Below are 20,337 nucleotides of genomic sequence, written 5' to 3' on the forward strand. Positions count from 1 at the left end.
TCTGGAACGTACGTTCCGACGGCCCCTGATCATGCCAAAGGAAAGGCGGCAGGCCCAGACCCCGGCCCGCCGCCCTTTGGCATGACTCCTGATCAGACGGCCGCGGCGATCGCCGGTTCGACGATCCAGGCGCCCTTGCGCATGACGCCCCGGAGGTTGAACCCGGCGTCGAGGACGACGATGTCGGCGTCCTTGCCGGGCTCCAGGGAGCCCACGCGGTCGTACGCGCCGAGGAGGCGGGCCGGGTTGGCGGAGATGGCCTGGACGACCGACTCGACGGGCAGGCCGTCGACGGTGACGGAGCGCTTGAAGGCGCGGTCCAGGGTGAGGGTGGAGCCGGCGATGGAGCCGCCCTCGACGAGCCGGGCGACGCTGTCCTTCACCTCGACCTCCAGCGGGCCGAGCATGTAGCGGCCGTCGCCGAAGCCCGCGGCGTCCATGGCGTCGGTGATGAGGGCGACGCGTCCGGCGCCCGCGTGGCGGAAGGCCAGCTCCAGGGCGGCGGGGTGCAGATGGGTGCCGTCGTTGATGAGCTCGACGGTGATCCGCTCGTCCTCCAGGAGGGCGGCGATCGGGCCGGGCGCGCGGTGGCCGAGGGCGGGCATCGCGTTGTAGAGGTGGGTGGCGACGGTCGCGCCCGCGTCGATGGCGGCGGCGGTCTGCTCGTACGTGGCGTCGGTGTGGCCGATGGCGGCGATCACGCCGTGCTCGGCGAGCAGCCGTACGGAGTCGAGGCCGCCGGGCAGCTCGGTGGCGAGGGTGACCATCTTGGCCCGGCCGCGGGCGGCGTCGACCAGCTTGCGGACCTCGGCCGGGTCCGGGTAGCGCAGCAGCGTCTCGTCGTGGGCGCCCTTGCGGCAGGGGGAGATGAACGGGCCCTCGAAGTGGACGCCGGCGATCTCGCCCTGTTCGGCCAGCTCGGAGAGCAGTCCGGCCCGCTCGGTGAGGAAGTCCATCTCGCCGGTGACGAGGGAGGCCACGGTGGTGGTGGTGCCGTGCAGGCGGTGGGTGTGGACGCCCTTGAGGACCTCCTCGGCGGTGCCGGAGGTGAAGGACGCGCCGCCGCCGCCGTGGTTGTGGGTGTCCACGAAGCCGGGGACGAGCCAGTGGCCTGCCAGGTCGATGGTCTCCGCGCCCTCCGGGGCGCTGCCCACGATGCGCTCGCCGTCGACGATCACGCGTCCGTTCTCGACGATCCCGGTGGGCAGCACGACGTGTGCGCCGGCGAGAACCTTGTGATCGGCCATCAGGCGGAAACCTCCGAGTCGGTGGGGCGCTGGGCGGCGAGCAGGTCCCAGGCGAGGAGGCCCGCGCCCAGGCAACCGGCGGTGTCCCCGAGGGCCGCCGGGACGATGGCGGGCAGCTTCTGGAACGTGACTCGCTCCTCCACCGCGGCCCGAAGTGGTGTGAACAAGGTTTCCCCGGCCTCGGCGAGACCGCCACCGATGATGAGCGTGCGGGGGTCCAGCAGGGTGAGCGCGGTGACCAGACCGTCCGCGAGCGCGTCGACGGCGTCCTGCCAGATCCGTACGGCCGTGGGGTCGCCGGACTCGACGGCCTTCGCGCAGTCGGCGGCGTCCGCCTCCGGGTCGTCGCCGGCCTCGGCCCAGGCGAGGGAGACGGCGGAGGCGGAGGCGTACCGCTCCAGGCAGCCGCGCTGGCCGCAGCCGCAGGCGGTGCCGCCGGGGCGGACGACGATGTGGCCGATCTCGCCGGCGTAGCCGTGGGCGCCGGCCTCGATGCGGTCGCCGATGCCGATGGCGCCGGCGATGCCGGTGCCGAGGGGCACGAAGAGGAAGCGGTCGGCGCCGTTGCCCGCGCCGATGCGCCCCTCGGCGAGGCCGCCGGTGCGCACGTCGTGGCCGAGCGCGACGGGGATGCCGTCGAGGCGGCGGCTGAGGAGTTCGCGCATGGGAACGTCGCGCCAGCCGAGGTTGGCGGCGTAGACGGCGATGCCGTTCTCGGCGTCGACGATTCCGGGGACGGCGACTCCGGCGGCCGCGGCGGGCTCTCCGTACCGCTCCTGGCCGAGGGTGCGGAGGTCCTCGGCGAAGCCGAGGATCGTCTCGACCACGGCCTCGGGGCCCCGGTCGCGCCCGGTGGCGCGGCGGGCCTCGTGGAGCAGGGTGCCGTCCGCCCCGACGAGGGCGGCCTTCATACCGGTGCCGCCCACATCCAGGGCGATGACGTGTTTCACGTGGAACAGTCTGGCGCGCGGAGGCCCTAAAGGTCTAGTCCACTGCTGAGGATTGTTGCGAACGGATACAAATTCGATTCCCGCTCCGCCCCCTCCCGGGCGGCGCGCGCCCCGGACGCGCCCGACCTTCGCGCCGCGCACGCCCCCTCGTCCGCTCCCGCGTCCGTTCCGCGGCTTTTCGGAAGGGTGTTGCGGAAGTGATACCCGAGTGGTGTAGACCTCACGTACGCGCGCGAGGCAGACTTGCGGCCCTGACGAGAGCAAACGTGCAGCTCAGCGCAGCTCAACGACGAGCAAAAGGTGGATGAAGCCCGTGCAGCGGCGACGATTTCTTGGACTGACCGCGGCCGCCGCGGCCCTCGGCCTGACCGCCACGGTCTCCGGCTGCGGATCCCTGGGCGGTGACTCCGGCGACGTGACCCTGAAGCTGGTCGCCGCCGAGTACGACCTGACCGGCGGCGACTCCACCAAGAAGTACTGGACCGACCTCGCCGCCGCCTTCGAGGCGGAGCACCCCGGGATCAAGGTCCAGGTCCAGGTCGAGTCCTGGGACGACGTCGACCGCAAGGTCGCCGAGATGGTCAAGGCCGGCGAGGCCCCCGACATCGCGCAGATCGGCGCCTACGCCGACTACGCGGCCGCCGACCAGCTCTACGCCGCCGACGAGCTGCTCTCCATACCCGTCCAGGCCAACTTCCTCGCCCCGCTCGCCGCCGCCGGCGAGCACAAGCAGATCCAGTACGGCCTGCCCTTCGTCGCCTCCACGCGCCCCCTCTTCTACAACAAGGCCCTCTTCGAGAAGGCCGGCGCCGAGCCGCCCACCACCTGGGACGAGCTGGCCGCCGCCGCCGGGAAGCTCAAGAAGGAGGGCGTCCGCACCCCCTTCGCGCTGCCGCTGGGCCCCGAGGAGGCCCAGGCCGAGGCCATGATGTGGCTGCTCGCGGGCGAGGGCGGCTGGACCGACGCCACCGACCACTACGCGGTCGACTCCGAGGCCAACGTGCGCACCTTCGACTGGCTCCGGAAGAACCTCGTCGGCAAGGACCTCACCGGCCCCGTCGCCCCCGGCAAGCTCAACCGCAAGGCCGCCTTCGCCGCCTTCGCCAACGGCGAGGTCGGCATGCTCAACGGCCACCCCTCGCTCCTCAAGGAGGCCGCGAAGAAGGGCGTCGAGGTCGGGCAGGTGCCCCTCCCCGGCGTCGACGGGCCGTCCAGGACCTCCATGGGCGTCGCCGACTGGATCATGGGCTTCAAGCAGAACGGTCACCGCAAGGAGATCGGCGACTTCCTCAACTTCGCCTTCAACGACGACAACGTCCTGAAGTTCGCCGGGGACAACGACCTGCTGCCCGTCACCGTCAGCGCCTCCACCCGCATGGAGACCGACCCCGAACACGCCAACCTGCGCGTCTTCCTCAAGGTCCTCCCCGACGCGCAGCTCCCCCCGGTCGGCAAGACCTCGTGGGCCAAGGTCAGCGAGAACGTCAAGCAGGACATCGGCAAGGCCGTCACCCCGAACGGACGCCCCGCCGAGGTCCTGGCCTCGATCGGCCGCGTGGCCACGGCGGCGGAGGCCGACGAGTAATAGGTTGGTCACATGACCGACGACCGGGAGACGACGCACGGGGGGAGCGGTGGGGGTCCGGCCGGCCTCACCGAGCAGGAGCGGGCCCTCCTCGCCGTCGAGCGCCGGTCCTGGCCGGGCCCCGGGGCCAAGGAGCGGGCCGTCCGCGAGGGGCTCGGCCTCTCCCCGACCCGCTACTACCAGCTCCTCAACGCCCTCCTCGACGACCCGCGCGCCCTCGCGCACGACCCGGTGACCGTCAACCGGCTGCGCCGGATCCGCGAGGAGCGGCAGCGCAGGAGGTAGCGGAGAGGGAAGGTAGGGAACGCCCCGCGTGGGTAGGGTCGGAAGCATGGTCACCAGCCTTCCGCACCCGACCACGTCCGCCGGCCGTGACGGCCTGGCCGCGATCCTCGCGCGGCCGGAGGAGACCGTCGTCGCCCTCGACTTCGACGGCACCCTCGCCGACATCGTGCCCGACCCCGAATCGGCCCGCGCCCACGCCGGGGCCGTGCCCGCCCTCGCGGCCCTCGCGCCCGGCGTCGCCTCCGTGGTGGTCGTGACCGGCCGCCCCGCCGGGGTCGCCGTCCGCAACGGCGGCTTCGCCGGCGTCCCCGGCCTGGAGCACCTCGTCGTCCTCGGCCACTACGGCGCCGAACGCTGGGACGCCGCCACCGGCGCCGTCCACGCCGCCCCCGCGCACCCGGGCGTGGCCGCCGTCCGCGCCGAGCTGCCCGGCCTCCTCGACCGGGCCGGTGCCTGGCCGGGCGTCTGGATCGAGGAGAAGGGCCGCGCGGTCGCGGTCCACACCCGCAGGGCCACCGACCCGGAAGGCGCCTTCGAAGCGCTCAAGGGCCCCCTCGCCGACCTCGCCGCCGACCACGGGCTCGTCCTGGAGCCGGGCCGGATGGTCCTGGAGCTGCGGCCCCCGGGCGTGGACAAGGGCGTGGCACTCGCCGCGTACGTACGGGAGACCGGCGCCGGTTCCGTGCTCTACGCGGGCGACGACCTGGGCGACCTGCCCGCCTTCGCCGCCGTCGAGAAGCTCCGCTCCGACGGCACGCCCGGCCTCCTCGTCTGCAGCGGCTCCGGCGAGGTCCCGGAACTCTCCGACCGCGCCGACCTCTCGGTCCCGGGCCCGACGGGCGTGGTGGACTTCCTGACGGCTCTGGCGGAGGCGGTACGGGGGGCCTGAGCGGCGGCGGTACGGAGGGCCGGCCGGCGGCGGTACGGGAGGGCCGGCCGCGCCGGAACCCGTCAGCGTTCCCGTACCAGCAGATCGACCACGCCCGTCAGGTCCTCCTCGCCGCTGCCCATGTCCAGGCGCCGCCGCATCAGCGCGAAGTAGGGGGCGATCAGCTCCGGGCTGACGCCCTGCTGCTCGGCGGTGCGCAGGAAGGTCGGCGTGCCCGCCACCTGCATGGCCAGACCGGAAACGACCCCGTCGGTGTAGTCGCCGCTCACGAGCTGACGGGCGGTCTGCTCGACCGACGGACCGGCCATCGCCCGGATCCAGTCCCGGAGGAGCGGCGCGAACGCGACCGGGTCGACGTCCTCCCGGCGGATCAGGGCGAAGGCGTGCGCGGCTCCGGCGAACATGCCGTACATGGCGCTGAGCAGGGCCACGTCGTGGAGGGCCGCGAAGCCCGGGTCCTCGCCGACGTAGGTGGTGCCGGCCGGGACGGCGAGCGTGTCCCGATGCCGCTCGAACAGCTCGCGCGAGCCGCTGTAGAAGACGTAGCCGCCGGCCCCGGGGACGCCGATCATCGGCGGGACGGCCATGATCCCGCCGTCCAGGTAGCGGGCGCCGCGCTCCTCGGCCCACGCGGCGCGGGCGCGGGCCTCGGCGGGCGTCGTCGTGGTCAGGTTGACCAGGTCCTTCCCGGTCAGGTCGACGCCGTCGAGGGTCGCACCGACGGAGGCGTCGTCAAGGAGGCAGATGAGGACGAGGGAGCTCGCGGCGACGGCTTCGGCCGCGCTCCCGGCGGCCTTCGCCCCCTCGGCGGCGAGCGCCTCGGCGCGGGCCGGGGTGCGGTTCCAGACGGTGAGCGGACGGCCGGCGGCGAGCCAGGTGCGGGCCAGGGCGGTGCCCATGGCGCCGAGGCCGAGCAGGGTGGCGGGGGTTTCCTCGAAGGGGCTCTGTGTCATGCCCGTTAGGCTGCTTCCAGGGCCCGGAGGTGATCAAGTACGCACTTCGGAGTGGGTGGTTACCCCGGGGGAAGCGAGCAGGTCGGAGGGGCGGGGGACATGGCGACGCCGAACAGGCCCGGCACACCGGACGGGCACGTGTGCGGGATCGACACCGCGATGGAGGTCATCGGCGGCAAGTGGAAGGTGCTCCTCCTCTGGGCGCTCCACGAGCGGCCCTACCGCCGCTTCGGCGAACTGCGCCGCCTCGTCCCGGGCATCACCGAGAAGGTCCTCGCCTCGCACCTGCGCGAGATGGAGGCGGACGGCATCGTGGACCGCGTCTCCTACGACGAGGTCCCGCCCCGCGTCGAATACGCCCTCACCGAGGCCGGCGCCCGCCTCAACGACGCCCTCGAACCGCTGGCGGAGTGGGGGAGGGGGCGGCGGGCCGCCGCCTCCCCGGAGCAGCTCCGCACGTGAGGGGCCGACAGGACTTTCACGGAGCCCCGTCCTGACCGTCGTCGACGGTGGCGACGACGACGGCGACGAGTGAACTCCGGCCCCCCGTCAGGAACCGGCTCCGGTCGGCCGGATCATCATGGTGAGTACGGGGGACTCGGGGGAGGGACGGCTCGTGCCGATCACCCCGTACCCCCAGGACTCGTAGACCCGCCGGACCTTTCCGTCACCGGCCGACGCGTTGACCATCAGCGACACGTACGCCTCGCTGCGGCCGACGAGGAGTTCGTCGTGGATGCGCCGTGCCAGTCCGGTTCCCCGGTGGGGGACCGTGACGCCGATCTCCTTCAGGGCCAGGGCCGGGGCGCCGGTGAAGGCGGGGTCCACGTCGCCCATCCTCTGCCACCAACGGTCCCCGCTCTCCACCGTGTTGCCGTACGCGTAGCCCACCGGCCGCCCCTCGGTGTCGAACGCGAGCACCGCTTCGAAACCCGGCTCTCCGCCGTGACGCTCCAGGCGCTCGGCGAAAACCGGCACCGCGTAGTTCGGCAGGTGGAGCAGCGGCTCGCGGACCTTCGCGTATGCCGCGATCAGTGGAGTGGTGACCTGCTCGATGTCCTCGGGGGCGCTCGTGTAGCGGCGGAGTAGGGTGGTCATGCGGGGTGCCTCCAGGTCTCGCGAGCGTACTGGGCCCAAGTGTGGGTGAGGGGGCTGCCGGGAGCGATGATCTTCAGGCGCACACCGAAAGCATGAAGCATTCCCACGACACGGGGATGACGAGTGGCGGCATCGGCCGGGACGGACATCGCGCTCGCGACAGCGGGTTCCACATCGCCTTGTTCGAGCTGGGCTCGTGCGACGCGGGTCGTGGCGATTGCCTTGGACCGGTGCATGTGGGGTCGGAGAGCTGCCAGGCAACGGTGGCCGTGGGCCTCGGCCCGCTCGAAGTCGCCGAGAGCGAGGTACGCGGACAGCGCGAGGCTGTCGAGTTCGGCCTGGTCGTAGAAGGCGTTCATCCATACGGGGCGATGGTCGTCCGGATCGGCCCGCAGCATCGCGTTCTGCGCCTGCTCGAACGCCCGGCGGGTGGCGGTTCCGTCTCCGGCCACTCCGTGGATCGCTCCCTGCCTGGCCAGACCGAGAGAAGCGAACATGGGGTCCTGGCGAGTGATGCCCAGTTTGCGGGCAACCTCATTGGCCACGATGGCATCGGACGGCCGGCCCATGTGCCGGTACATCGTCCCGGCATGGGACCAGATACGGAATTTGATGTACGGATCGCCGGCCATCTCGGCAAGCTGCTGGGCGACGTGCATGTGCCGGGCGGCGTCGTCGAACCGGCGTCCGTCGATGGCAGCCCACATCGCGGAGGACCGGAAGGCTGCAGCCGAAGAGTAGATCTGCCTCCTGATGCGTTGGCCGACGCTGCCGGAGGCCTGCAGGGCCAGGGCTTCGTCCGCGAGAGATGCGGCCTTCTGCTCGATGACGAGCCGGCCACCGTGGCGATGGTCCTTGGCGACCACGTCCGCGAACCTGCGCTGGAGTCGTTCGACGTCACTGGCGCCGATGCGGCGGGGAGCGCTGACAGCGGCGGTGGCCGACGCGAGGACCAGGGTCGATCCGGCTGCGATGAACTGGCGTCGTTCCACTGGGGCCTCCGGTGTTGCTGTGGTGCTGGGAAGTTCGAACCCCAGCTCTCGTAAAGGACGGCCGAAAACCTCTTCCAGAGCCCTGCGCGTGCGGCCGATCGGTCGCCGGGTGGCGCCACTGAGGAGATTCCGCACGGTCCGGTCCGACACCTCGCCAGGACTGCCCGTGATCCTCAGCAGGGCGGCATTCATCTGCCCTGCCAACTCCTCTTGAGTGAGGCCCAGATCGAGCATCCGCTGCTTCAACACGGCGTTGACTGCCACGACGCAGAAAGTAGCTCCGTGCTCTCTTGGAGGGCCAGGGGAGTCGCAAAGCGCACGCAAAGTTTTCCGGTTACGAGTACCGGTGCGATCGGCGACCTTTCCTGTTCTCCGGTCGACAGGAGCCGTTGACTGATCACACGCCGTCCGGGCGCGGGGTGATCCGTGCAGGTTCCCTCCCACCAACCTGGACGGCCGTCGAAACACACCGACGGCAGGAGCAAGCGATGGACAGCCCTCTCCTCCCCCGCCGCACGCCCGGAGCAAGCGGACGCGAGTACGTCGTACCGAATCCGGAGCACGGCGTTCCGAGCCGGGAGTTACGTCTCAGAGCGGCTGGCGGATGGGAGCGGTTCATGCGCCGTTCCGCTGTAGAGCGGCCCGCTCGGACCGAGCAGGAGCACGGGGCGTGAACGCCGTCGACCACGCCGGGTACGAGCGGCACGAACTGCTCGGGCGCCGGGTACGCGACATCGCTTCCGGAGGTGAAGGAGAACTCGTGGCCGTCACCCACGAAGTTCACGACGACGGCCGAGTGGTGCGGGTCGCCCACATCAGGCCCGCGTCCGGTGTCGAGTGGTCGGCCGCCGTCGCCAACGTTCAGGTCGTTGCGTGAGCCGGCGTTTCACCGTCCTGCTCAGTACCGTCGTCGCCGGCCTTTTCGTGATCGTCCTGGCAGTCGCCGGGGCGCCGGGCAGGCAGGCCCACGGATCCCCGCTTCGCCTCTCTCGGCAGTCGGCGCGAAGCGGGTCGCACCACCACTTCATCCACCTGGAGAAAGGCAATCGTCATGAGCGAAACGCTTCGCAAGGAGGACATCACGGCGTCCGAGCCGGACACGGTCGACATCGGTGATGTCGCCGAGCTGACCGAGGGGCAGGGCGGAGGGCATTCCGAGGACAAGCGGCGCGCGTACAACTGCTGATCGTCCGTAGCCCTTCCGCATGACGTGCGGCTCCGGCTTCTGCCGGGGCCGCATTCCTGTAGCCCGCCCCGACACCGGAGGACTCGTGACCTTAGGCGGATTCAGTACGGCCTCGGACGGTTTTCCCCGTCCGCTCGGCGCTCAGAGCCCAGTTCCCTCCATCGCGCTGTGGCGGCTCGGGGGGACCCCGGTCCACCCGGTGCCCACCGGTGAGGGCCGACCTCGTGTCCTGGTGGTCGGCTGGTGCGGTGTGACGGCGGGGCAACTACGTGATCTCGCCGACAAGCCGGTGCCTGCCGACGTGGCATGGCGTTGGCCCGGCTCGTACGCGGTGATCGAGGAGCACGCGCAGCACGTGGTGGTGCACACCGACCCGGCCGGGTCCTTCCCCCTCTATGCCACACGGTGGGGCGGCGGCTGGGCATGGGCGACTTCCGCCAGGGTTCTCGCTTCGCTCACCCGCGCCGACGTGGATGTGCGCCGCGTCGCGTGTGCGGTCCTCGCCCCCTCGATTCCCAGCCTTGTCGGCAGGAGGACGTTCTTCACGGGAATCGAGCAACTACCGCCTGGTAGCCGGGCAGAACTGCCCCGGAACGGTGGCCCGGTGCGCTCCGTCACGAGGTGGGTACCTCTGGCCGATCCCCGCCGCCTGGCGCATCGCCGACTTCGCCGGGCTCTCACCGACGCCGTGGCGTTGCGCGCACAAGCGGATCCCGCCCTGTCCTCGGATCTGTCCGGAGGACTGGACTCCACCACTGTGGCCGTCCTCGCCGCGCTCTCCCTCAACGACTCGCACGTACTCGACGCGGTGACGATCCACCCCGAGGGGCAGACGGACGGGGCCGATCTGTACTACGCGCGGCTGACGGCCGCAGCCTTTCGGGGACGGATCTCCCACCACTTGCTCCCGCTGAGCACCGAGCACCTGCCGTACAGCGGGATCACCTCGTTGCCCGCCACCGACGAACCCGCCCCGTCGACCCTCACTCAGGCCCGTCTCCTCGGTCAGATCCGGTGGATGAGTCATGAACTGGGCACCAGAACCCATCTGACCGGAGACGGCGGAGACAGCATTCTGTTCCAGCCTCCGGCGCAGTTCTGCGACCTCGTACGTGCCGGTCGGTGGCGCCGAGTCGTGCGTGAGGCACACGGTTGGGCGCGTCTTCGCCGCACTCCCGTCCTACCCCTGCTGAGAGAGACGGCAAGGATGGCCTGCACCAGTCGGTCCGATGCCCTCGTGGACGTTGCCCGGTACTTCTCGGGCGATGCGGCGCCACACCGGGGCCGTGGAAACATCCGCTGGTTCGCTCCACCGCCGATTCCCGGATGGGTGAAGCCGACCGCCCTCGGACACGTCGCCGGAGCTGCCCATGAGGCTGCTGCGGCCTTCGATCCCCTTCGCGTTCTGGACGCCTCCACACGCACGCTCGTGGACGAGATCCGGGAAGTCGCTCGTACCGCGCGGGCAGACGCGGAACTCGTGGCCGGCTGCGGAGTCGACCTCCACAACCCCTTCCTGGACGCGTCCGTGATCGACGCAGTGCTGCGCAATCCACTGGATCGACGGCCGTCCGTCCACGGCTACAAGCCCCTGCTCGTACGCGCCGTCGGTGACCTGCTGCCCACCGCGGTGGCCACGCGTACGACGAAGGGGAGCTTCGAAGTCGATCACTACACCGGGATGCGCGCCAACCTGGACGATCTCCGGACCCTCGCCGACGGCCACCTCGCCTCTTTCGGTCTTCTCGACCCCGTCCGTTTCGATCGCCGTCTTCAGCATGCCGCCGCCGGTGTCCCTATGTCGCTCGCCACCATCGAGCAGGTTCTTACCGTGGAGGCCTGGCTCCACGCACATCACCGCGACTCCGCCCCGGCTTGGGCCGTCCATGTCTCAGGGAGGACGTGATGGAGAAGTCCGTGGACTTCGGACATGTGCTGGTCGTCATCGACTACCGCACAGGGCGCGTCCGCTGCCAGACGCCCGGCCGAAGCCAGAACCCCGTCGCCGCGCCCCGCGCCAGTTGGGGCAGCACCGAGCACCCTGCTGGTCTCGAACGCCCTTCGGCCCCTTGGACAGCCTCGGCCACTGCCGCCCTGGCAACCGTCTTCGCCGTCAAGAACGCGGGCCCCGGAGCGACCGCGATGCATCGCGTGACGACCGTGGTGCGAGCTGCCGCGTCAACGTGCCGCCGTCCGGCGACACCCGGGCAGGCCAGGGCGGCCGTGCTCGCCGTACGCCGTGCTGCGTGGTTGTCACCCGGTCGTACGGCCTGCCTGGAGGAATCCGCCGCCACCGTGCTGTTGCTCGCCATGAGACGCCTGTCCGTCATCTGGTGTCATGGCGTGGCACCGGACCCTGTCCGCCTGCACGCCTGGGTCCAGACTGTGGATGGTGTCCTCGCGGCCGAGCCCGACTCGACCCGTTCCTACACCCCCGTTCTCGTGATCGGAGACCGCCGTGACCACTGACCCCATCTTGTGGATCAAGGACGACATCTGTGGTCTCGGCCCGTTCCGGTCCGACCTCGTGGAGACCTACTGGCGGTGGGAACAGGACCCGGCCCTCCTCGTGGGTTACGGGCGCCAGGCCCCGGAATCGCTGGAAGCGCGAGCCGAAGGCATGGCACATCAATTGCGCGGCGAAAACGTCCGATTCACCGTCTACGACCTCAGTGGTGCCGTTCCCGTTCCCGCCGGAGTCGCGACACTCCTCCCCGACCATCAGGTGCGCACCGCAGAGTACGTCGTCATGCTCGCTCCGGAGGCACGGGGGCGCGGGCTGGGGAGCGCGGCCACCCGCCTCGTGCTCGACTACGCGTTCCATGTCGTCAACCTGCGCATGGTCTGGCTGAAGGTGCTGGCGCCCAACGTTGGAGGTGTGAAGGCGTACGAGAAGGCGGGGTTCCAGACCGTGGGCACGTTGCGCGAGGCGGGGTACTGGCTCGGCCAGGTGTGCGACGAGCTGGTCATGGACGCTCTCGCCCGCGACTTCACCGGCCCTTCGGCCGTACGCGCCCTGGTCGATCCGGAGCGGTAGTAGCGATCGGCGCCGACGAGAACGGGATCCATGTCGCCCGTCCTGCTCCAGGGTGGGGAGCCGGGCTTCGTACGAGTGCGCGGCGGGCACCCGTGGAGTGTCCGCCGCGCCTCCTCGGGGGCCGGGGCGCGGATCCGAGTCAGTTCGTGGACCGCCACCACGACGGCGACACGGACAGAGACCAGACGTCGCCGGCTCGGGTGCCGGGCGTCTCCGGATCGGGTTCGCCCTATCCGTAGAGGTCGGGGTCGGTGACGACGAAGATCCTCGCTCCCGTCTCCGCCACCCAGTACCGGCGGAGGTCCGTCGTCGTCGGGCTCGATCGAGCAGCCCAGGCCGGTGGCGGCGGCGCTCAGCTCGTTGAACTCCACCCGGGGGGGGCGAAGCGTCCGTACGTGTTCCGGAGCGGCGGTGAGGTCGCCGGGGGCCTTCCGCGTTTTCGGTTCTCCGCCGGGCCGCCAGGCCCTACGTGGGGTTACCGAGCGCCTCCAACTGGTTCAGGAACCACCTCTGGGGCGGCAGGGCCGTGGACGCCGTCGCCAGGCGTTTGGTGCGGTCGGCGCGTTCGGACGGGGGCATCGTCAGGGCGGTGTGGAGGGCCTCGGCGGTCTGGGAGACGTCGAAGGGGTTCACCGTGAGGGCGTCCTCGCCCAGTTCCTCGTACGCGCCCGCCTCGCGGGAGAGGACCAGGGCGCAGCCCTGCTCCGAGACCACCGGTATCTCCTTGGCCACCAGGTTCATGCCGTCGCGCACCGGGTTCACCAGGGCCACGTCCGCGAGGCGGTAGGCCGCGAGCGAGCGGGTGAAGTCGTCCTTCACCGAGACCAGGACCGGCGTCCAGTCCTCCGTGCCGAACTCGGCGTTGATCTCCTCCGCCAGCGCCGCGACCGCGGTCGTGTACGCGCGGTAGACCTCCAGGTCCTGGCGGGAGGGGTACGCCGACGCCAGGTGGACCACGCGGCCGCGCCACTCGGGGCGGGTGGTCAGGAGCTCGCGGTAGGCCAGCAGGCCGCGCAGGATGTTCTTCGACAGCTCGGTGCGGTCCACGCGGACGATGGTCTTCCGGTCGCCGACCTCGGCCCGCAGCTCCGCCAGCCGCTCGTCCACCGCCGGCCGGTACGCCAGCGCCCGCAGCTCCTCGGCGTCGACGCCCAGCGGGTGCACCGCGACCCGCGTCCCGGTGCCCTCCACGTTCGCGCCGGCCGCGAAGGCCCCGGCCCAGGCCGACGTGTGGAAGCCCAGCTCGTCCGCGCCGAGCATCCCCCACAGCAGCTCCTCGCGGATGTCGTCCGGCAGCATCCGCAGGTACTCCGGGGACGCCCACGGGGTGTGGGTGAAGTGCGCGATCCGCAGGTCGGGGCGGAGCTCCCGGAGCTGCCCGGGGACCAGGGCCAGGTGGTAGTCCTGGACCAGGACCGCCGCCCCCTCGTCCGCCGCCGCGGCCAGCGCCTGCGCGAAGGCGCGGTTGTACGCGCGGTACGACTCCCAGCGGCGCCGGAACTCCGCGTCGTACACGGGCTCGCGCGGCACGTCGTACAGGTGGTGGTGGAGGAACCACAGCACCGAGTTCGCGATGCCGTTGTACGCGTCGGCGTACACGTCCGGATCGATGTCCAGCATCCGGACCCCGGGCTCGCCGACCCCGCGCCGGACCGCCTCCCGGTCGCCCTCGCCGAGGGCCGCGCACACCCACACGCTGTCCTGCGAGGAGACGGCGCTCAGGCCGGAGACCAGACCGCCGCCGCCCCTGCGGGTGTCGAGCGAGCCGTCCTCGCCGAGCACGTACGAGACGGGACCGCGGTTGGATGCCACGAGCACAGTAGCCATGTGGCGAACCTAGCCCGTCCTGTAAACGCTCAAACGTACGTATACAAGACGGGGGGTTCCGGCCACGGAGGGTCAGCGAGAACCGCGCGGGCGCTCACAGGTCGGTGCGCTCGCGCAGCGCCGCCCTCGCCACCAGGCCCGTCGCCGCCAGCGCCGTCACCAGGCCGCCGAGCAGCCAGAGCCGTTCCTCGCCGCCCCGGGCCGGTGCCGGGGCGACCGTCCTCCCCGGCGCGCCCGGCGCCGGGGAGACGTGGACCGGACCCGGCGGCACGGGGGCGGCGCCCGCCGGGACGGCCAGGAGCGAGGCCGTCGCCATGCTCGTCGCCGCCAGCATCCTGCTCGCACCTCGCTTGAAGCTCATGGAAGGTGAATGTATGCAAAACGGATCATAAGGTGGCGTTACGCCACGCGGCGGCGCGCGTACTCCGCGATCTCCGCCATCGGCGGCCGCTCCTCCGTGTCCACCGCGTACGTCCGCGGCTCGAAGCCCCGCTCGCCCCGCTCGAACTGGGTCAGCCACGGCCGCACCAGGTGCCCCCGCGACAGCCTCAGCTGCGCCGTCCGGTAGATCGCCGCCGCCATCCGGCCGAGCGCGTGCCCGTCCTGGTGCCGGTGCTTGCGGACCCCCACGTCCACCTGCGCGAGCCCGTCCAGGCCCACCGTGTGCAGCGCGTCCACCAGCAGCCCCAGCTCCACTCCGTAACCGACCGGGAAGGGCAGCCGCTCCAGGAGCGAGCGGCGGGCCGCGTACTCGCCGCCGAGCGGCTGCACGAAGCCGGCCAGCTGCGGCCAGTGCAGATTGAGCAGCGGGCGCGCCACCAGCTCCGTCACCCGGCCGCCCTGACCGGGGGCGCCGTCCAGCGGCCGGTCGTACATCGCCTTGACGAGGTCCACGTCCGGGTCGGTCAGGAGCGGGCCCACGATCCCCGTCACGAAGTCCGCGGAGAAGTCCCGCAGGTCCGCGTCCACGAAGCACACCACGTCCCCGGTCGTCACCATCAGTGACCGCCACAGGACCTCGCCCTTGCCGGGCACGGCCGGTATCCGGGGGAGTATCCCGTCGCGCGCGACCACCCGCGCCCCGGCCGCCGCCGCGACCTCCGCCGTGCGGTCCGTGGAGCCCGAGTCGAGCACCACCAGCTCGTCGACGAGCGGCACCGCCTCCGACATCAGCTCGCGCCGGATCACGGCCACGATGTCCCCGACGGTCGCCTCCTCGTTCAGCGCGGGCAGCACCACGCTGACCGTCGTCGCACGCTTGGCGGCGAGGATCCGCTCCAGCGGCCGGTCCGCCACGGACCAGGACCGCCGGGACAGCCAGCGCTCCACCTCTTCCAGCACGTGATCTCCATCTCGCGGTTCGGACGGGCCGTCCAAGCACCCGGGCCTTCGGTTACAGTCTTGAACAACGCAGCGACCCCGTGCACGTCGGGGTGGCAACCGCGTCGGAGTGCGGGAACGAAAGTCCCGGCGCTCCCCACAATCGAATACCGCTCATCCAGAGGGGCAGAGGGAAACGGCCCGTTGAAGCCCCGGCAACCCTCCAGTCGGTCACTCGTCATCCAGCGAGGTCCCCGGCTAGGGAAGGTGCCAAATCCGTCTCATGGCGAAAAATTCGTCATGGGAAAGATGAGGAGAAAGGGCCTCGCCTCCATGGCTGCACAGACCGTCGCACCCGCCACCACCGTCGACCTCGGTCCCGCTTCAGGGCTCTCCTGTCGCGAATGCGGTGAAGTCTTCGCACTCGGCCCGATCTTCGCCTGCGAGCTCTGTTTCGGACCGCTCGAAGTCGCGTACGACCTCCCCGCCGGCGACCCCGAGGAACTGCGGAAGCGCATCGAGGCCGGCCCCGCCAGCATCTGGCGCTACGCCCCCCTCCTGCCCGTCCCGGCCGACGTCGCCGAGAAGCCGAACCTGAACCCCGGCTGGACCCCGCTCGTCAAGGCCGACAACCTCGCCCGCGAGATCGGCGTCGCCCCCGGCAAGCTCTTCGTCAAGGACGACTCGGGCAACCCGACCCACTCCTTCAAGGACCGGGTCGTCGCCCAGGCCATCGAGGCCGCCCGCGCCTTCGGCTTCACCACCCTCTCCTGCTCCTCCACCGGCAACCTGGCCGGCGCCGTCGGCGCCGCCGCCGCCCGCGCCGGCTTCCGCTCCTGCGTGTTCATCCCGCACGACCTGGAAGAGGGCAAGGTCGTCATGGCCGGCGTCTACGGCGGTGACCTCGTCGCCGTCGAGGGCAACTACGACGACGTCAACCGCTTCTGCTCGGAGCTCATCGGCGACCCGATCGGCGAGGGCTGGGGCTTCGTGAACGTCAACCTGCGCCCGTACTACGGCGAGGGCTCCAAGACGCTCGCGTACGAGATCTGCGAGCAGCTCGGCTGGGTCGTCCCCGACCAGATCGTCATCCCGATCGCCTCCGGCTCCCAGCTCACCAAGATCGACAAGGGCATCCAGGAACTCATCAGGCTGGGCCTCGTCGAGGACAGGCCGTACAAGATCTTCGGCGCCCAGGCCGAGGGCTGCTCCCCGGTGTCGGTCGCCTTCAAGGAGGGCCACGACGTCGTACGGCCCCAGAAGCCGAACACGATCGCCAAGTCGCTCGCCATCGGCAACCCGGCCGACGGCCCGTACGTCCTCGACATCGCCCGCCGCACCGGCGGCGCCGTGGAGGACGTGAACGACGAGCAGGTCGTCGACGCGATCAAGCTGCTCGCGCGGACCGAGGGCATCTTCGCCGAGACCGCGGGCGGCGTGACCGTCGGCGTCGCGCGCAAGCTGGTGGAGAACGGCCTCATCGACCCGGAGCTCACCACCGTCGTCATCAACACCGGCGACGGGCTCAAGACCCTGGACGCGGTGGCCGACACCTCTCGGGAGACCGTCACCATCCGCCCCAGCCTGGACGCCTTCCGCGACGCCGGCCTGGCGCACTGAAGCCCTCCGGCACCCCGGCTCTCCGAAAGGTTACGCACGTCATGGCCGTGAACGTCCGCATCCCCACCATCCTCCGCACCTACACCGGCGGGCAGTCCGAGGTCCAGGCCGAGGGCGCGACCCTCGCCGAGGTCATCGCGGACCTGGACAAGAACCACACGGGCATCGCCGCCCGCGTCCTGGACGACCAGGGCAAGCTGCGCCGCTTCGTCAACGTCTACGTGAACGACGACGACGTGCGCTTCGAGCAGGGCCTGGAGACGGCCACCCCGGCCGGCTCGGGCGTCTCGATCATCCCGGCGGTCGCCGGCGGCTGCTGAGCCGCGGGGGAGCTCCGCTCTTTCCGTCCCGTCTTTCTTGAATTGCCCCTTCCGCGTCCATAAGCGGAGGGGGCAATTCTGCATGGTTGAGCGCGGTAGAGTTGGGGAAGTCCCCTCCGCTGCTCATGCCGGGCGCATATGAAAACGCGCCTCGACCTGACAAGAAGCAGCCAAACCGTGTGCGCGTTGTGCACCTTCTGCGCGCTTTGCCGGGCCCGACTTGCCCCGCGATTCAGGGGAATCTCCCCAATTCTCCTTTCTCTGCTGCCCAGAATTCTCGCCCGAATGGCCTGTTGCAGAGGGCAGTTGGACAGATACATTCAGCGGCGGTCGACGCGTTCCGGCGCAGGGTCTGACCCGGGGTTCGTGAAGTGCGGCCCCGCGCAAGGGCCAGTAATAGGGGAGTTAGGCATGGCTCAGGGCACCGTCAAGTGGTTCAACGCGGAGAAGGGCTACGGCTTCATCGCGGTCGACGGTGGTGCGGATGTTTTCGTCCACTACAGCGCGATCCAGATGGATGGCTACCGCAGCCTCGAAGAAGGTCAGCGAGTCGAGTTCGAGATCTCGCAGGGCCAGAAGGGGCCGCAGGCCGACATGGTCAAGCTCGCCGTCTGAGCGCGGCGCGATCGGCCACCGACGCAACGCCGTCGAGGGGCCCGCATCCCCCAGGGGACGCGGGCCCCTCACGCGTTCCCGGGCGCCCTTCCCGGCCCCCGGAGCCCAGTGCCCCCTTCCCGGAACCCGAGAGTCGCTCGCACCCTCCCGTCGCCCGGCCGCCACCCCTCGTCGACGTTCCTTCGGAACGGCTTGCACTCTCATGGGGCGAGTGCTAATCATTGGCGTTAGCACTCGGCAGGTGAGAGTGCTACGAGGATCGGGCAGACGAGGCCGCCGGCCGGGTGGGGCAAGGAACCACGCGGAGATGCGGAGGCCGTCCGTCGCGGGCGTCGGCGCGGTCCTGGAGCGTTATCCACCCCATGTCCGGGAGGACCACTTCACATGGCCAAGATCATCGCGTTCGACGAGGAGGCCCGGCGCGGTCTCGAGCGCGGCATGAACCAGCTCGCTGACGCCGTCAAGGTCACCCTCGGCCCCAAGGGCCGCAACGTCGTCCTCGAGAAGAAGTGGGGCGCCCCCACGATCACCAACGATGGTGTCTCCATCGCCAAGGAGATCGAGCTCGAGGACCCGTACGAGAAGATCGGCGCCGAGCTGGTCAAGGAAGTCGCCAAGAAGACGGACGACGTCGCCGGCGACGGCACGACCACCGCCACCGTCCTCGCCCAGGCGCTCGTCCGCGAGGGCCTCCGCAACGTCGCCGCCGGTGCCAACCCGATGGCCCTCAAGCGCGGCATCGAGAAGGCCGTCGAGGCCGTCTCCGGCGCCCTCCTCGAGCAGGCGAAGGATGTCGAGACCAAGGAGCAGATCGCTTCCACGGCCTCCATCTCCGCCGCCGACACCCAGATCGGCGAGCTCATCGCCGAGGCGATGGACAAGGTCGGCAAGGAAGGCGTCATCACCGTCGAGGAGTCGCAGACCTTCGGTCTGGAGCTCGAGCTCACCGAGGGCATGCGCTTCGACAAGGGCTACATCTCGGCGTACTTCGCCACCGACATGGAGCGCATGGAGGCGTCGCTCGACGACCCCTACCTCCTGATCGTCAACTCCAAGATCTCCTCCGTGAAGGACCTGCTCCCGCTCCTGGAGAAGGTCATGCAGTCGGGCAAGCCCCTGCTGATCATCGCCGAGGACGTCGAGGGCGAGGCCCTGTCGACCCTGGTCGTCAACAAGATCCGCGGCACCTTCAAGTCCGTCGCGGTCAAGGCCCCGGGCTTCGGCGACCGCCGCAAGGCCATGCTGAACGACATCGCCATCCTCACCGGCGGCACGGTCATCTCCGAGGAGGTCGGCCTCAAGCTGGAGAACGCGGGCCTCGACCTGCTGGGCCGCGCCCGCAAGGTCGTCATCACCAAGGACGAGACCACCATCGTCGACGGTGCCGGTGACAGCGAGCAGGTCGCCGGTCGCGTGAACCAGATCCGCGCCGAGATCGAGAACAGCGACTCGGACTACGACCGCGAGAAGCTCCAGGAGCGCCTCGCGAAGCTGGCCGGCGGCGTGGCCGTCATCAAGGCCGGCGCCGCGACCGAGGTCGAGCTCAAGGAGCGCAAGCACCGCATCGAGGACGCCGTCCGCAACGCGAAGGCGGCCGTCGAGGAGGGCATCGTCGCCGGCGGCGGCGTGGCCCTGCTCCAGGCCTCCTCGGTCTTCGAGAAGCTCGAGGCCGACCTGGCGGGCGACGAGGCCACCGGCGCGAACATCGTGAAGCTGGCCCTCGAGGCCCCGCTGAAGCAGATCGCGGTCAACGCCGGCCTCGAGGGCGGCGTCGTGGCGGAGAAGGTCCGCAACCTGCCCGTCGGCCACGGCCTGAACGCCGCGACCAACGAGTACGTCGACCTCATCGCCGAGGGCATCATCGACCCGGCGAAGGTGACGCGCTCCGCGCTGCAGAACGCCGCGTCGATCGCCGCGCTGTTCCTCACCACCGAGGCCGTCATCGCCGACAAGCCGGAGAAGGCCGCCGCGCCGGCCGGCGGCGGCATGCCGGGCGGTGACATGGACTTCTGATCCTCGGGGATCTCCTGATCCCGGGATCGGCGGTTCGTCGCTGAACGCGAACGAGGGCGGCACCCCCTGGTGGGGGTGCCGCCCTCGGGCGTTGCGCCGGACCGGGCGGGCCGGGTCTCCCGGGCCGGGTCTCCCTTGCCGGTTCTCCCGTGCCGGGCGGGCCGGTTCTCCCGTGCCGGGCGGGCCGGGTCTCCCGGGCCGGGTCTCCCTTGCCGGTTCTCCCGTGCCGGGCGGGCCGGGTCCCCCGGGCCGGGCGGGCCGGTTCTCCCGCGGGCTCCGGAACAGGTGTTGAACGAGTTCGAAAATACTGATCCACTGGCGTCGGCCTCTGCTAGGGTCGCCCTGCTCGCGCGGGGGACGAGTGGCGAGACCATGTGGCCCCTTCCCCGCGCCGTATGCC

At 70.9% G+C, this 20,337-nt stretch carries 21 protein-coding genes and 1 riboswitch; of the genes, 13 read left to right on the forward strand and 8 right to left on the reverse strand.

Annotated elements, in window-relative coordinates; genetic code table 11:
- Positions 1 to 92: 92 nt before the first annotated feature.
- A complete protein-coding gene (gene nagA / locus ADL08_RS16665) occupies positions 93 to 1,247 on the reverse strand; it encodes an N-acetylglucosamine-6-phosphate deacetylase (protein ID WP_053643603.1) in 1,155 nt (384 codons plus the stop codon).
- Positions 1,247 to 2,197 (reverse strand): ROK family protein, encoded by a 951-nt coding sequence (locus tag ADL08_RS16670; protein ID WP_078968037.1) that lies wholly within the window; start codon positions 2,195 to 2,197, stop codon positions 1,247 to 1,249. Before ADL08_RS16670 ends, nagA begins: the two co-directional genes overlap by 1 nt.
- A gap of 304 nt (positions 2,198 to 2,501) precedes the next feature.
- Between ADL08_RS16670 and ADL08_RS16675 the strand changes: the two genes are divergently transcribed.
- The 3 genes from ADL08_RS16675 to otsB are packed head-to-tail and all read left to right on the forward strand — an operon-like array spanning position 2,502 to position 4,956.
- Positions 2,502 to 3,782 (forward strand): extracellular solute-binding protein, encoded by a 1,281-nt coding sequence (locus ADL08_RS16675; protein WP_053643607.1) that lies wholly within the window; start codon positions 2,502 to 2,504, stop codon positions 3,780 to 3,782.
- Between the two features lie 12 nt (positions 3,783 to 3,794).
- Positions 3,795 to 4,067, forward strand: a complete 273-nt coding sequence (locus tag ADL08_RS16680) for a DUF3263 domain-containing protein (RefSeq protein WP_053643609.1) — start codon at positions 3,795 to 3,797, stop codon at positions 4,065 to 4,067.
- A 46-nt stretch (positions 4,068 to 4,113) separates the two neighbouring features.
- On the forward strand, positions 4,114 to 4,956 hold the full coding sequence (otsB, locus tag ADL08_RS16685) for a trehalose-phosphatase (RefSeq protein ID WP_053643612.1): 843 nt from the start codon (positions 4,114 to 4,116) through the stop codon (positions 4,954 to 4,956).
- Between the two features lie 62 nt (positions 4,957 to 5,018).
- Here the strand turns inward: otsB and ADL08_RS16690 are convergent, their stop codons facing one another.
- Entirely contained in the window at positions 5,019 to 5,909 is an 891-nt protein-coding gene (locus tag ADL08_RS16690; protein WP_053643614.1) for an NAD(P)-dependent oxidoreductase, read from the reverse strand.
- 99 nt (positions 5,910 to 6,008) lie between these two features.
- On the opposite strand from ADL08_RS16690, the gene ADL08_RS16695 reads away from it, so the two are divergent.
- Complete coding sequence (locus ADL08_RS16695) at positions 6,009 to 6,371, forward strand: winged helix-turn-helix transcriptional regulator (protein WP_053643616.1); 363 nt, start codon at positions 6,009 to 6,011, stop codon at positions 6,369 to 6,371.
- An 87-nt stretch (positions 6,372 to 6,458) separates the two neighbouring features.
- On the opposite strand, the gene ADL08_RS16700 is transcribed toward ADL08_RS16695, so the two are convergent.
- Both ADL08_RS16700 and ADL08_RS16705 read right to left on the reverse strand, forming a co-directional pair.
- A complete protein-coding gene (locus tag ADL08_RS16700) occupies positions 6,459 to 7,007 on the reverse strand; it encodes a hypothetical protein (RefSeq protein WP_053643618.1) in 549 nt (182 codons plus the stop codon).
- Positions 7,004 to 8,263, reverse strand: coding sequence for a helix-turn-helix domain-containing protein (locus tag ADL08_RS16705; protein ID WP_234352157.1), 1,260 nt, complete (start codon positions 8,261 to 8,263; stop codon positions 7,004 to 7,006). The genes ADL08_RS16700 and ADL08_RS16705 overlap by 4 nt, the downstream gene beginning before the upstream one ends.
- Positions 8,264 to 8,669: 406 nt before the next feature.
- Here ADL08_RS16705 and ADL08_RS16710 point away from each other — a divergent pair, with 406 nt between their 5' ends.
- The 5 genes from ADL08_RS16710 to ADL08_RS16725 all read left to right on the forward strand — a co-directional run bounded on the left by ADL08_RS16710 (position 8,670) and on the right by ADL08_RS16725 (position 12,222).
- Positions 8,670 to 8,876 carry a hypothetical protein gene (locus ADL08_RS16710; RefSeq protein WP_053643620.1) on the forward strand — a complete coding sequence of 69 codons (207 nt, stop codon included), beginning with the start codon at positions 8,670 to 8,672 and terminating at the stop codon, positions 8,874 to 8,876.
- A gap of 174 nt (positions 8,877 to 9,050) precedes the next feature.
- Entirely contained in the window at positions 9,051 to 9,185 is a 135-nt protein-coding gene (locus ADL08_RS36665) for an albusnodin family lasso peptide (RefSeq protein WP_107091980.1), read from the forward strand.
- Positions 9,186 to 9,204: 19 nt separating this feature from the next.
- A complete protein-coding gene (locus tag ADL08_RS16715; protein ID WP_078968038.1) occupies positions 9,205 to 11,091 on the forward strand; it encodes an albusnodin/ikarugamycin family macrolactam cyclase in 1,887 nt (628 codons plus the stop codon).
- The gene (locus ADL08_RS16720) at positions 11,091 to 11,654 is read left to right on the forward strand and encodes a lasso peptide biosynthesis B2 protein (protein ID WP_053643625.1); all 564 of its coding nucleotides are present in this window, start codon (positions 11,091 to 11,093) and stop codon (positions 11,652 to 11,654) included. The genes ADL08_RS16715 and ADL08_RS16720 overlap by 1 nt, the downstream gene beginning before the upstream one ends.
- A 25-nt stretch (positions 11,655 to 11,679) precedes the next feature.
- On the forward strand, positions 11,680 to 12,222 hold the full coding sequence (locus ADL08_RS16725; protein ID WP_267889574.1) for a GNAT family N-acetyltransferase: 543 nt from the start codon (positions 11,680 to 11,682) through the stop codon (positions 12,220 to 12,222).
- 465 nt (positions 12,223 to 12,687) lie between these two features.
- On the opposite strand, the gene ADL08_RS16730 is transcribed toward ADL08_RS16725, so the two are convergent.
- The 3 genes from ADL08_RS16730 to ADL08_RS16740 all read right to left on the reverse strand — a co-directional run bounded on the left by ADL08_RS16730 (position 12,688) and on the right by ADL08_RS16740 (position 15,390).
- A complete protein-coding gene (locus tag ADL08_RS16730) occupies positions 12,688 to 14,049 on the reverse strand; it encodes an alpha,alpha-trehalose-phosphate synthase (UDP-forming) (protein WP_053643627.1) in 1,362 nt (453 codons plus the stop codon).
- 94 nt (positions 14,050 to 14,143) lie between these two features.
- Positions 14,144 to 14,410 carry a hypothetical protein gene (locus tag ADL08_RS16735; RefSeq protein WP_159043005.1) on the reverse strand — a complete coding sequence of 89 codons (267 nt, stop codon included), beginning with the start codon at positions 14,408 to 14,410 and terminating at the stop codon, positions 14,144 to 14,146.
- A gap of 38 nt (positions 14,411 to 14,448) precedes the next feature.
- A complete protein-coding gene (locus tag ADL08_RS16740; RefSeq protein WP_053643632.1) occupies positions 14,449 to 15,390 on the reverse strand; it encodes a glucosyl-3-phosphoglycerate synthase in 942 nt (313 codons plus the stop codon).
- A gap of 150 nt (positions 15,391 to 15,540) precedes the next feature.
- A riboswitch (SAM riboswitch) is annotated at positions 15,541 to 15,685 on the forward strand.
- On the opposite strand from ADL08_RS16740, the gene thrC reads away from it, so the two are divergent.
- The 4 genes from thrC (at position 15,679) to groL (ending at position 19,937) form a co-directional block, all read left to right on the forward strand.
- On the forward strand, positions 15,679 to 16,989 hold the full coding sequence (gene thrC / locus ADL08_RS16745) for a threonine synthase (RefSeq protein WP_078968040.1): 1,311 nt from the start codon (positions 15,679 to 15,681) through the stop codon (positions 16,987 to 16,989). It overlaps the preceding riboswitch by 7 nt.
- Positions 16,990 to 17,030: 41 nt before the next feature.
- Complete coding sequence (locus tag ADL08_RS16750) at positions 17,031 to 17,309, forward strand: MoaD/ThiS family protein (RefSeq protein ID WP_053643634.1); 279 nt, start codon at positions 17,031 to 17,033, stop codon at positions 17,307 to 17,309.
- A 411-nt stretch (positions 17,310 to 17,720) separates the two neighbouring features.
- Positions 17,721 to 17,924 carry a cold-shock protein gene (locus tag ADL08_RS16755; RefSeq protein WP_015035246.1) on the forward strand — a complete coding sequence of 68 codons (204 nt, stop codon included), beginning with the start codon at positions 17,721 to 17,723 and terminating at the stop codon, positions 17,922 to 17,924.
- A gap of 384 nt (positions 17,925 to 18,308) precedes the next feature.
- Positions 18,309 to 19,937: a chaperonin GroEL gene (groL, locus tag ADL08_RS16760; protein ID WP_015035247.1), complete on the forward strand. Its 1,629-nt coding sequence runs from the start codon at positions 18,309 to 18,311 to the stop codon at positions 19,935 to 19,937.
- The last annotated feature ends 400 nt before the right edge of the window (positions 19,938 to 20,337 follow it).

It is taken from the genome of Streptomyces sp. NRRL F-6492, from assembly GCF_001280125.1.
In the GTDB taxonomy this organism is placed as follows: Bacteria; Actinomycetota; Actinomycetes; order Streptomycetales; family Streptomycetaceae; genus Streptomyces.

What these genes read in the sequence shown, in the direction of transcription:
- nagA (WP_053643603.1), bottom strand. Translation starts at nt 1,247, where the DNA reads ATGGCCGATCACAAGGTTCTCGCCGGCGCACACGTCGTGCTGCCCACC.
- ADL08_RS16675 (WP_053643607.1), top strand. Translation starts at nt 2,502, where the DNA reads ATGAAGCCCGTGCAGCGGCGACGATTTCTTGGACTGACCGCGGCCGCC.
- ADL08_RS16680 (WP_053643609.1), top strand. Translation starts at nt 3,795, where the DNA reads ATGACCGACGACCGGGAGACGACGCACGGGGGGAGCGGTGGGGGTCCG.
- otsB (WP_053643612.1), top strand. Translation starts at nt 4,114, where the DNA reads ATGGTCACCAGCCTTCCGCACCCGACCACGTCCGCCGGCCGTGACGGC.
- ADL08_RS16690 (WP_053643614.1), bottom strand. Translation starts at nt 5,909, where the DNA reads ATGACACAGAGCCCCTTCGAGGAAACCCCCGCCACCCTGCTCGGCCTC.
- ADL08_RS16695 (WP_053643616.1), top strand. Translation starts at nt 6,009, where the DNA reads ATGGCGACGCCGAACAGGCCCGGCACACCGGACGGGCACGTGTGCGGG.
- ADL08_RS16700 (WP_053643618.1), bottom strand. Translation starts at nt 7,007, where the DNA reads ATGACCACCCTACTCCGCCGCTACACGAGCGCCCCCGAGGACATCGAG.
- ADL08_RS36665 (WP_107091980.1), top strand. Translation starts at nt 9,051, where the DNA reads ATGAGCGAAACGCTTCGCAAGGAGGACATCACGGCGTCCGAGCCGGAC.
- ADL08_RS16715 (WP_078968038.1), top strand. Translation starts at nt 9,205, where the DNA reads ATGACGTGCGGCTCCGGCTTCTGCCGGGGCCGCATTCCTGTAGCCCGC.
- ADL08_RS16720 (WP_053643625.1), top strand. Translation starts at nt 11,091, where the DNA reads ATGGAGAAGTCCGTGGACTTCGGACATGTGCTGGTCGTCATCGACTAC.
- ADL08_RS16730 (WP_053643627.1), bottom strand. Translation starts at nt 14,049, where the DNA reads ATGGCTACTGTGCTCGTGGCATCCAACCGCGGTCCCGTCTCGTACGTG.
- ADL08_RS16735 (WP_159043005.1), bottom strand. Translation starts at nt 14,410, where the DNA reads ATGAGCTTCAAGCGAGGTGCGAGCAGGATGCTGGCGGCGACGAGCATG.
- thrC (WP_078968040.1), top strand. Translation starts at nt 15,679, where the DNA reads ATGAGGAGAAAGGGCCTCGCCTCCATGGCTGCACAGACCGTCGCACCC.
- ADL08_RS16750 (WP_053643634.1), top strand. Translation starts at nt 17,031, where the DNA reads ATGGCCGTGAACGTCCGCATCCCCACCATCCTCCGCACCTACACCGGC.
- ADL08_RS16755 (WP_015035246.1), top strand. Translation starts at nt 17,721, where the DNA reads ATGGCTCAGGGCACCGTCAAGTGGTTCAACGCGGAGAAGGGCTACGGC.
- groL (WP_015035247.1), top strand. Translation starts at nt 18,309, where the DNA reads ATGGCCAAGATCATCGCGTTCGACGAGGAGGCCCGGCGCGGTCTCGAG.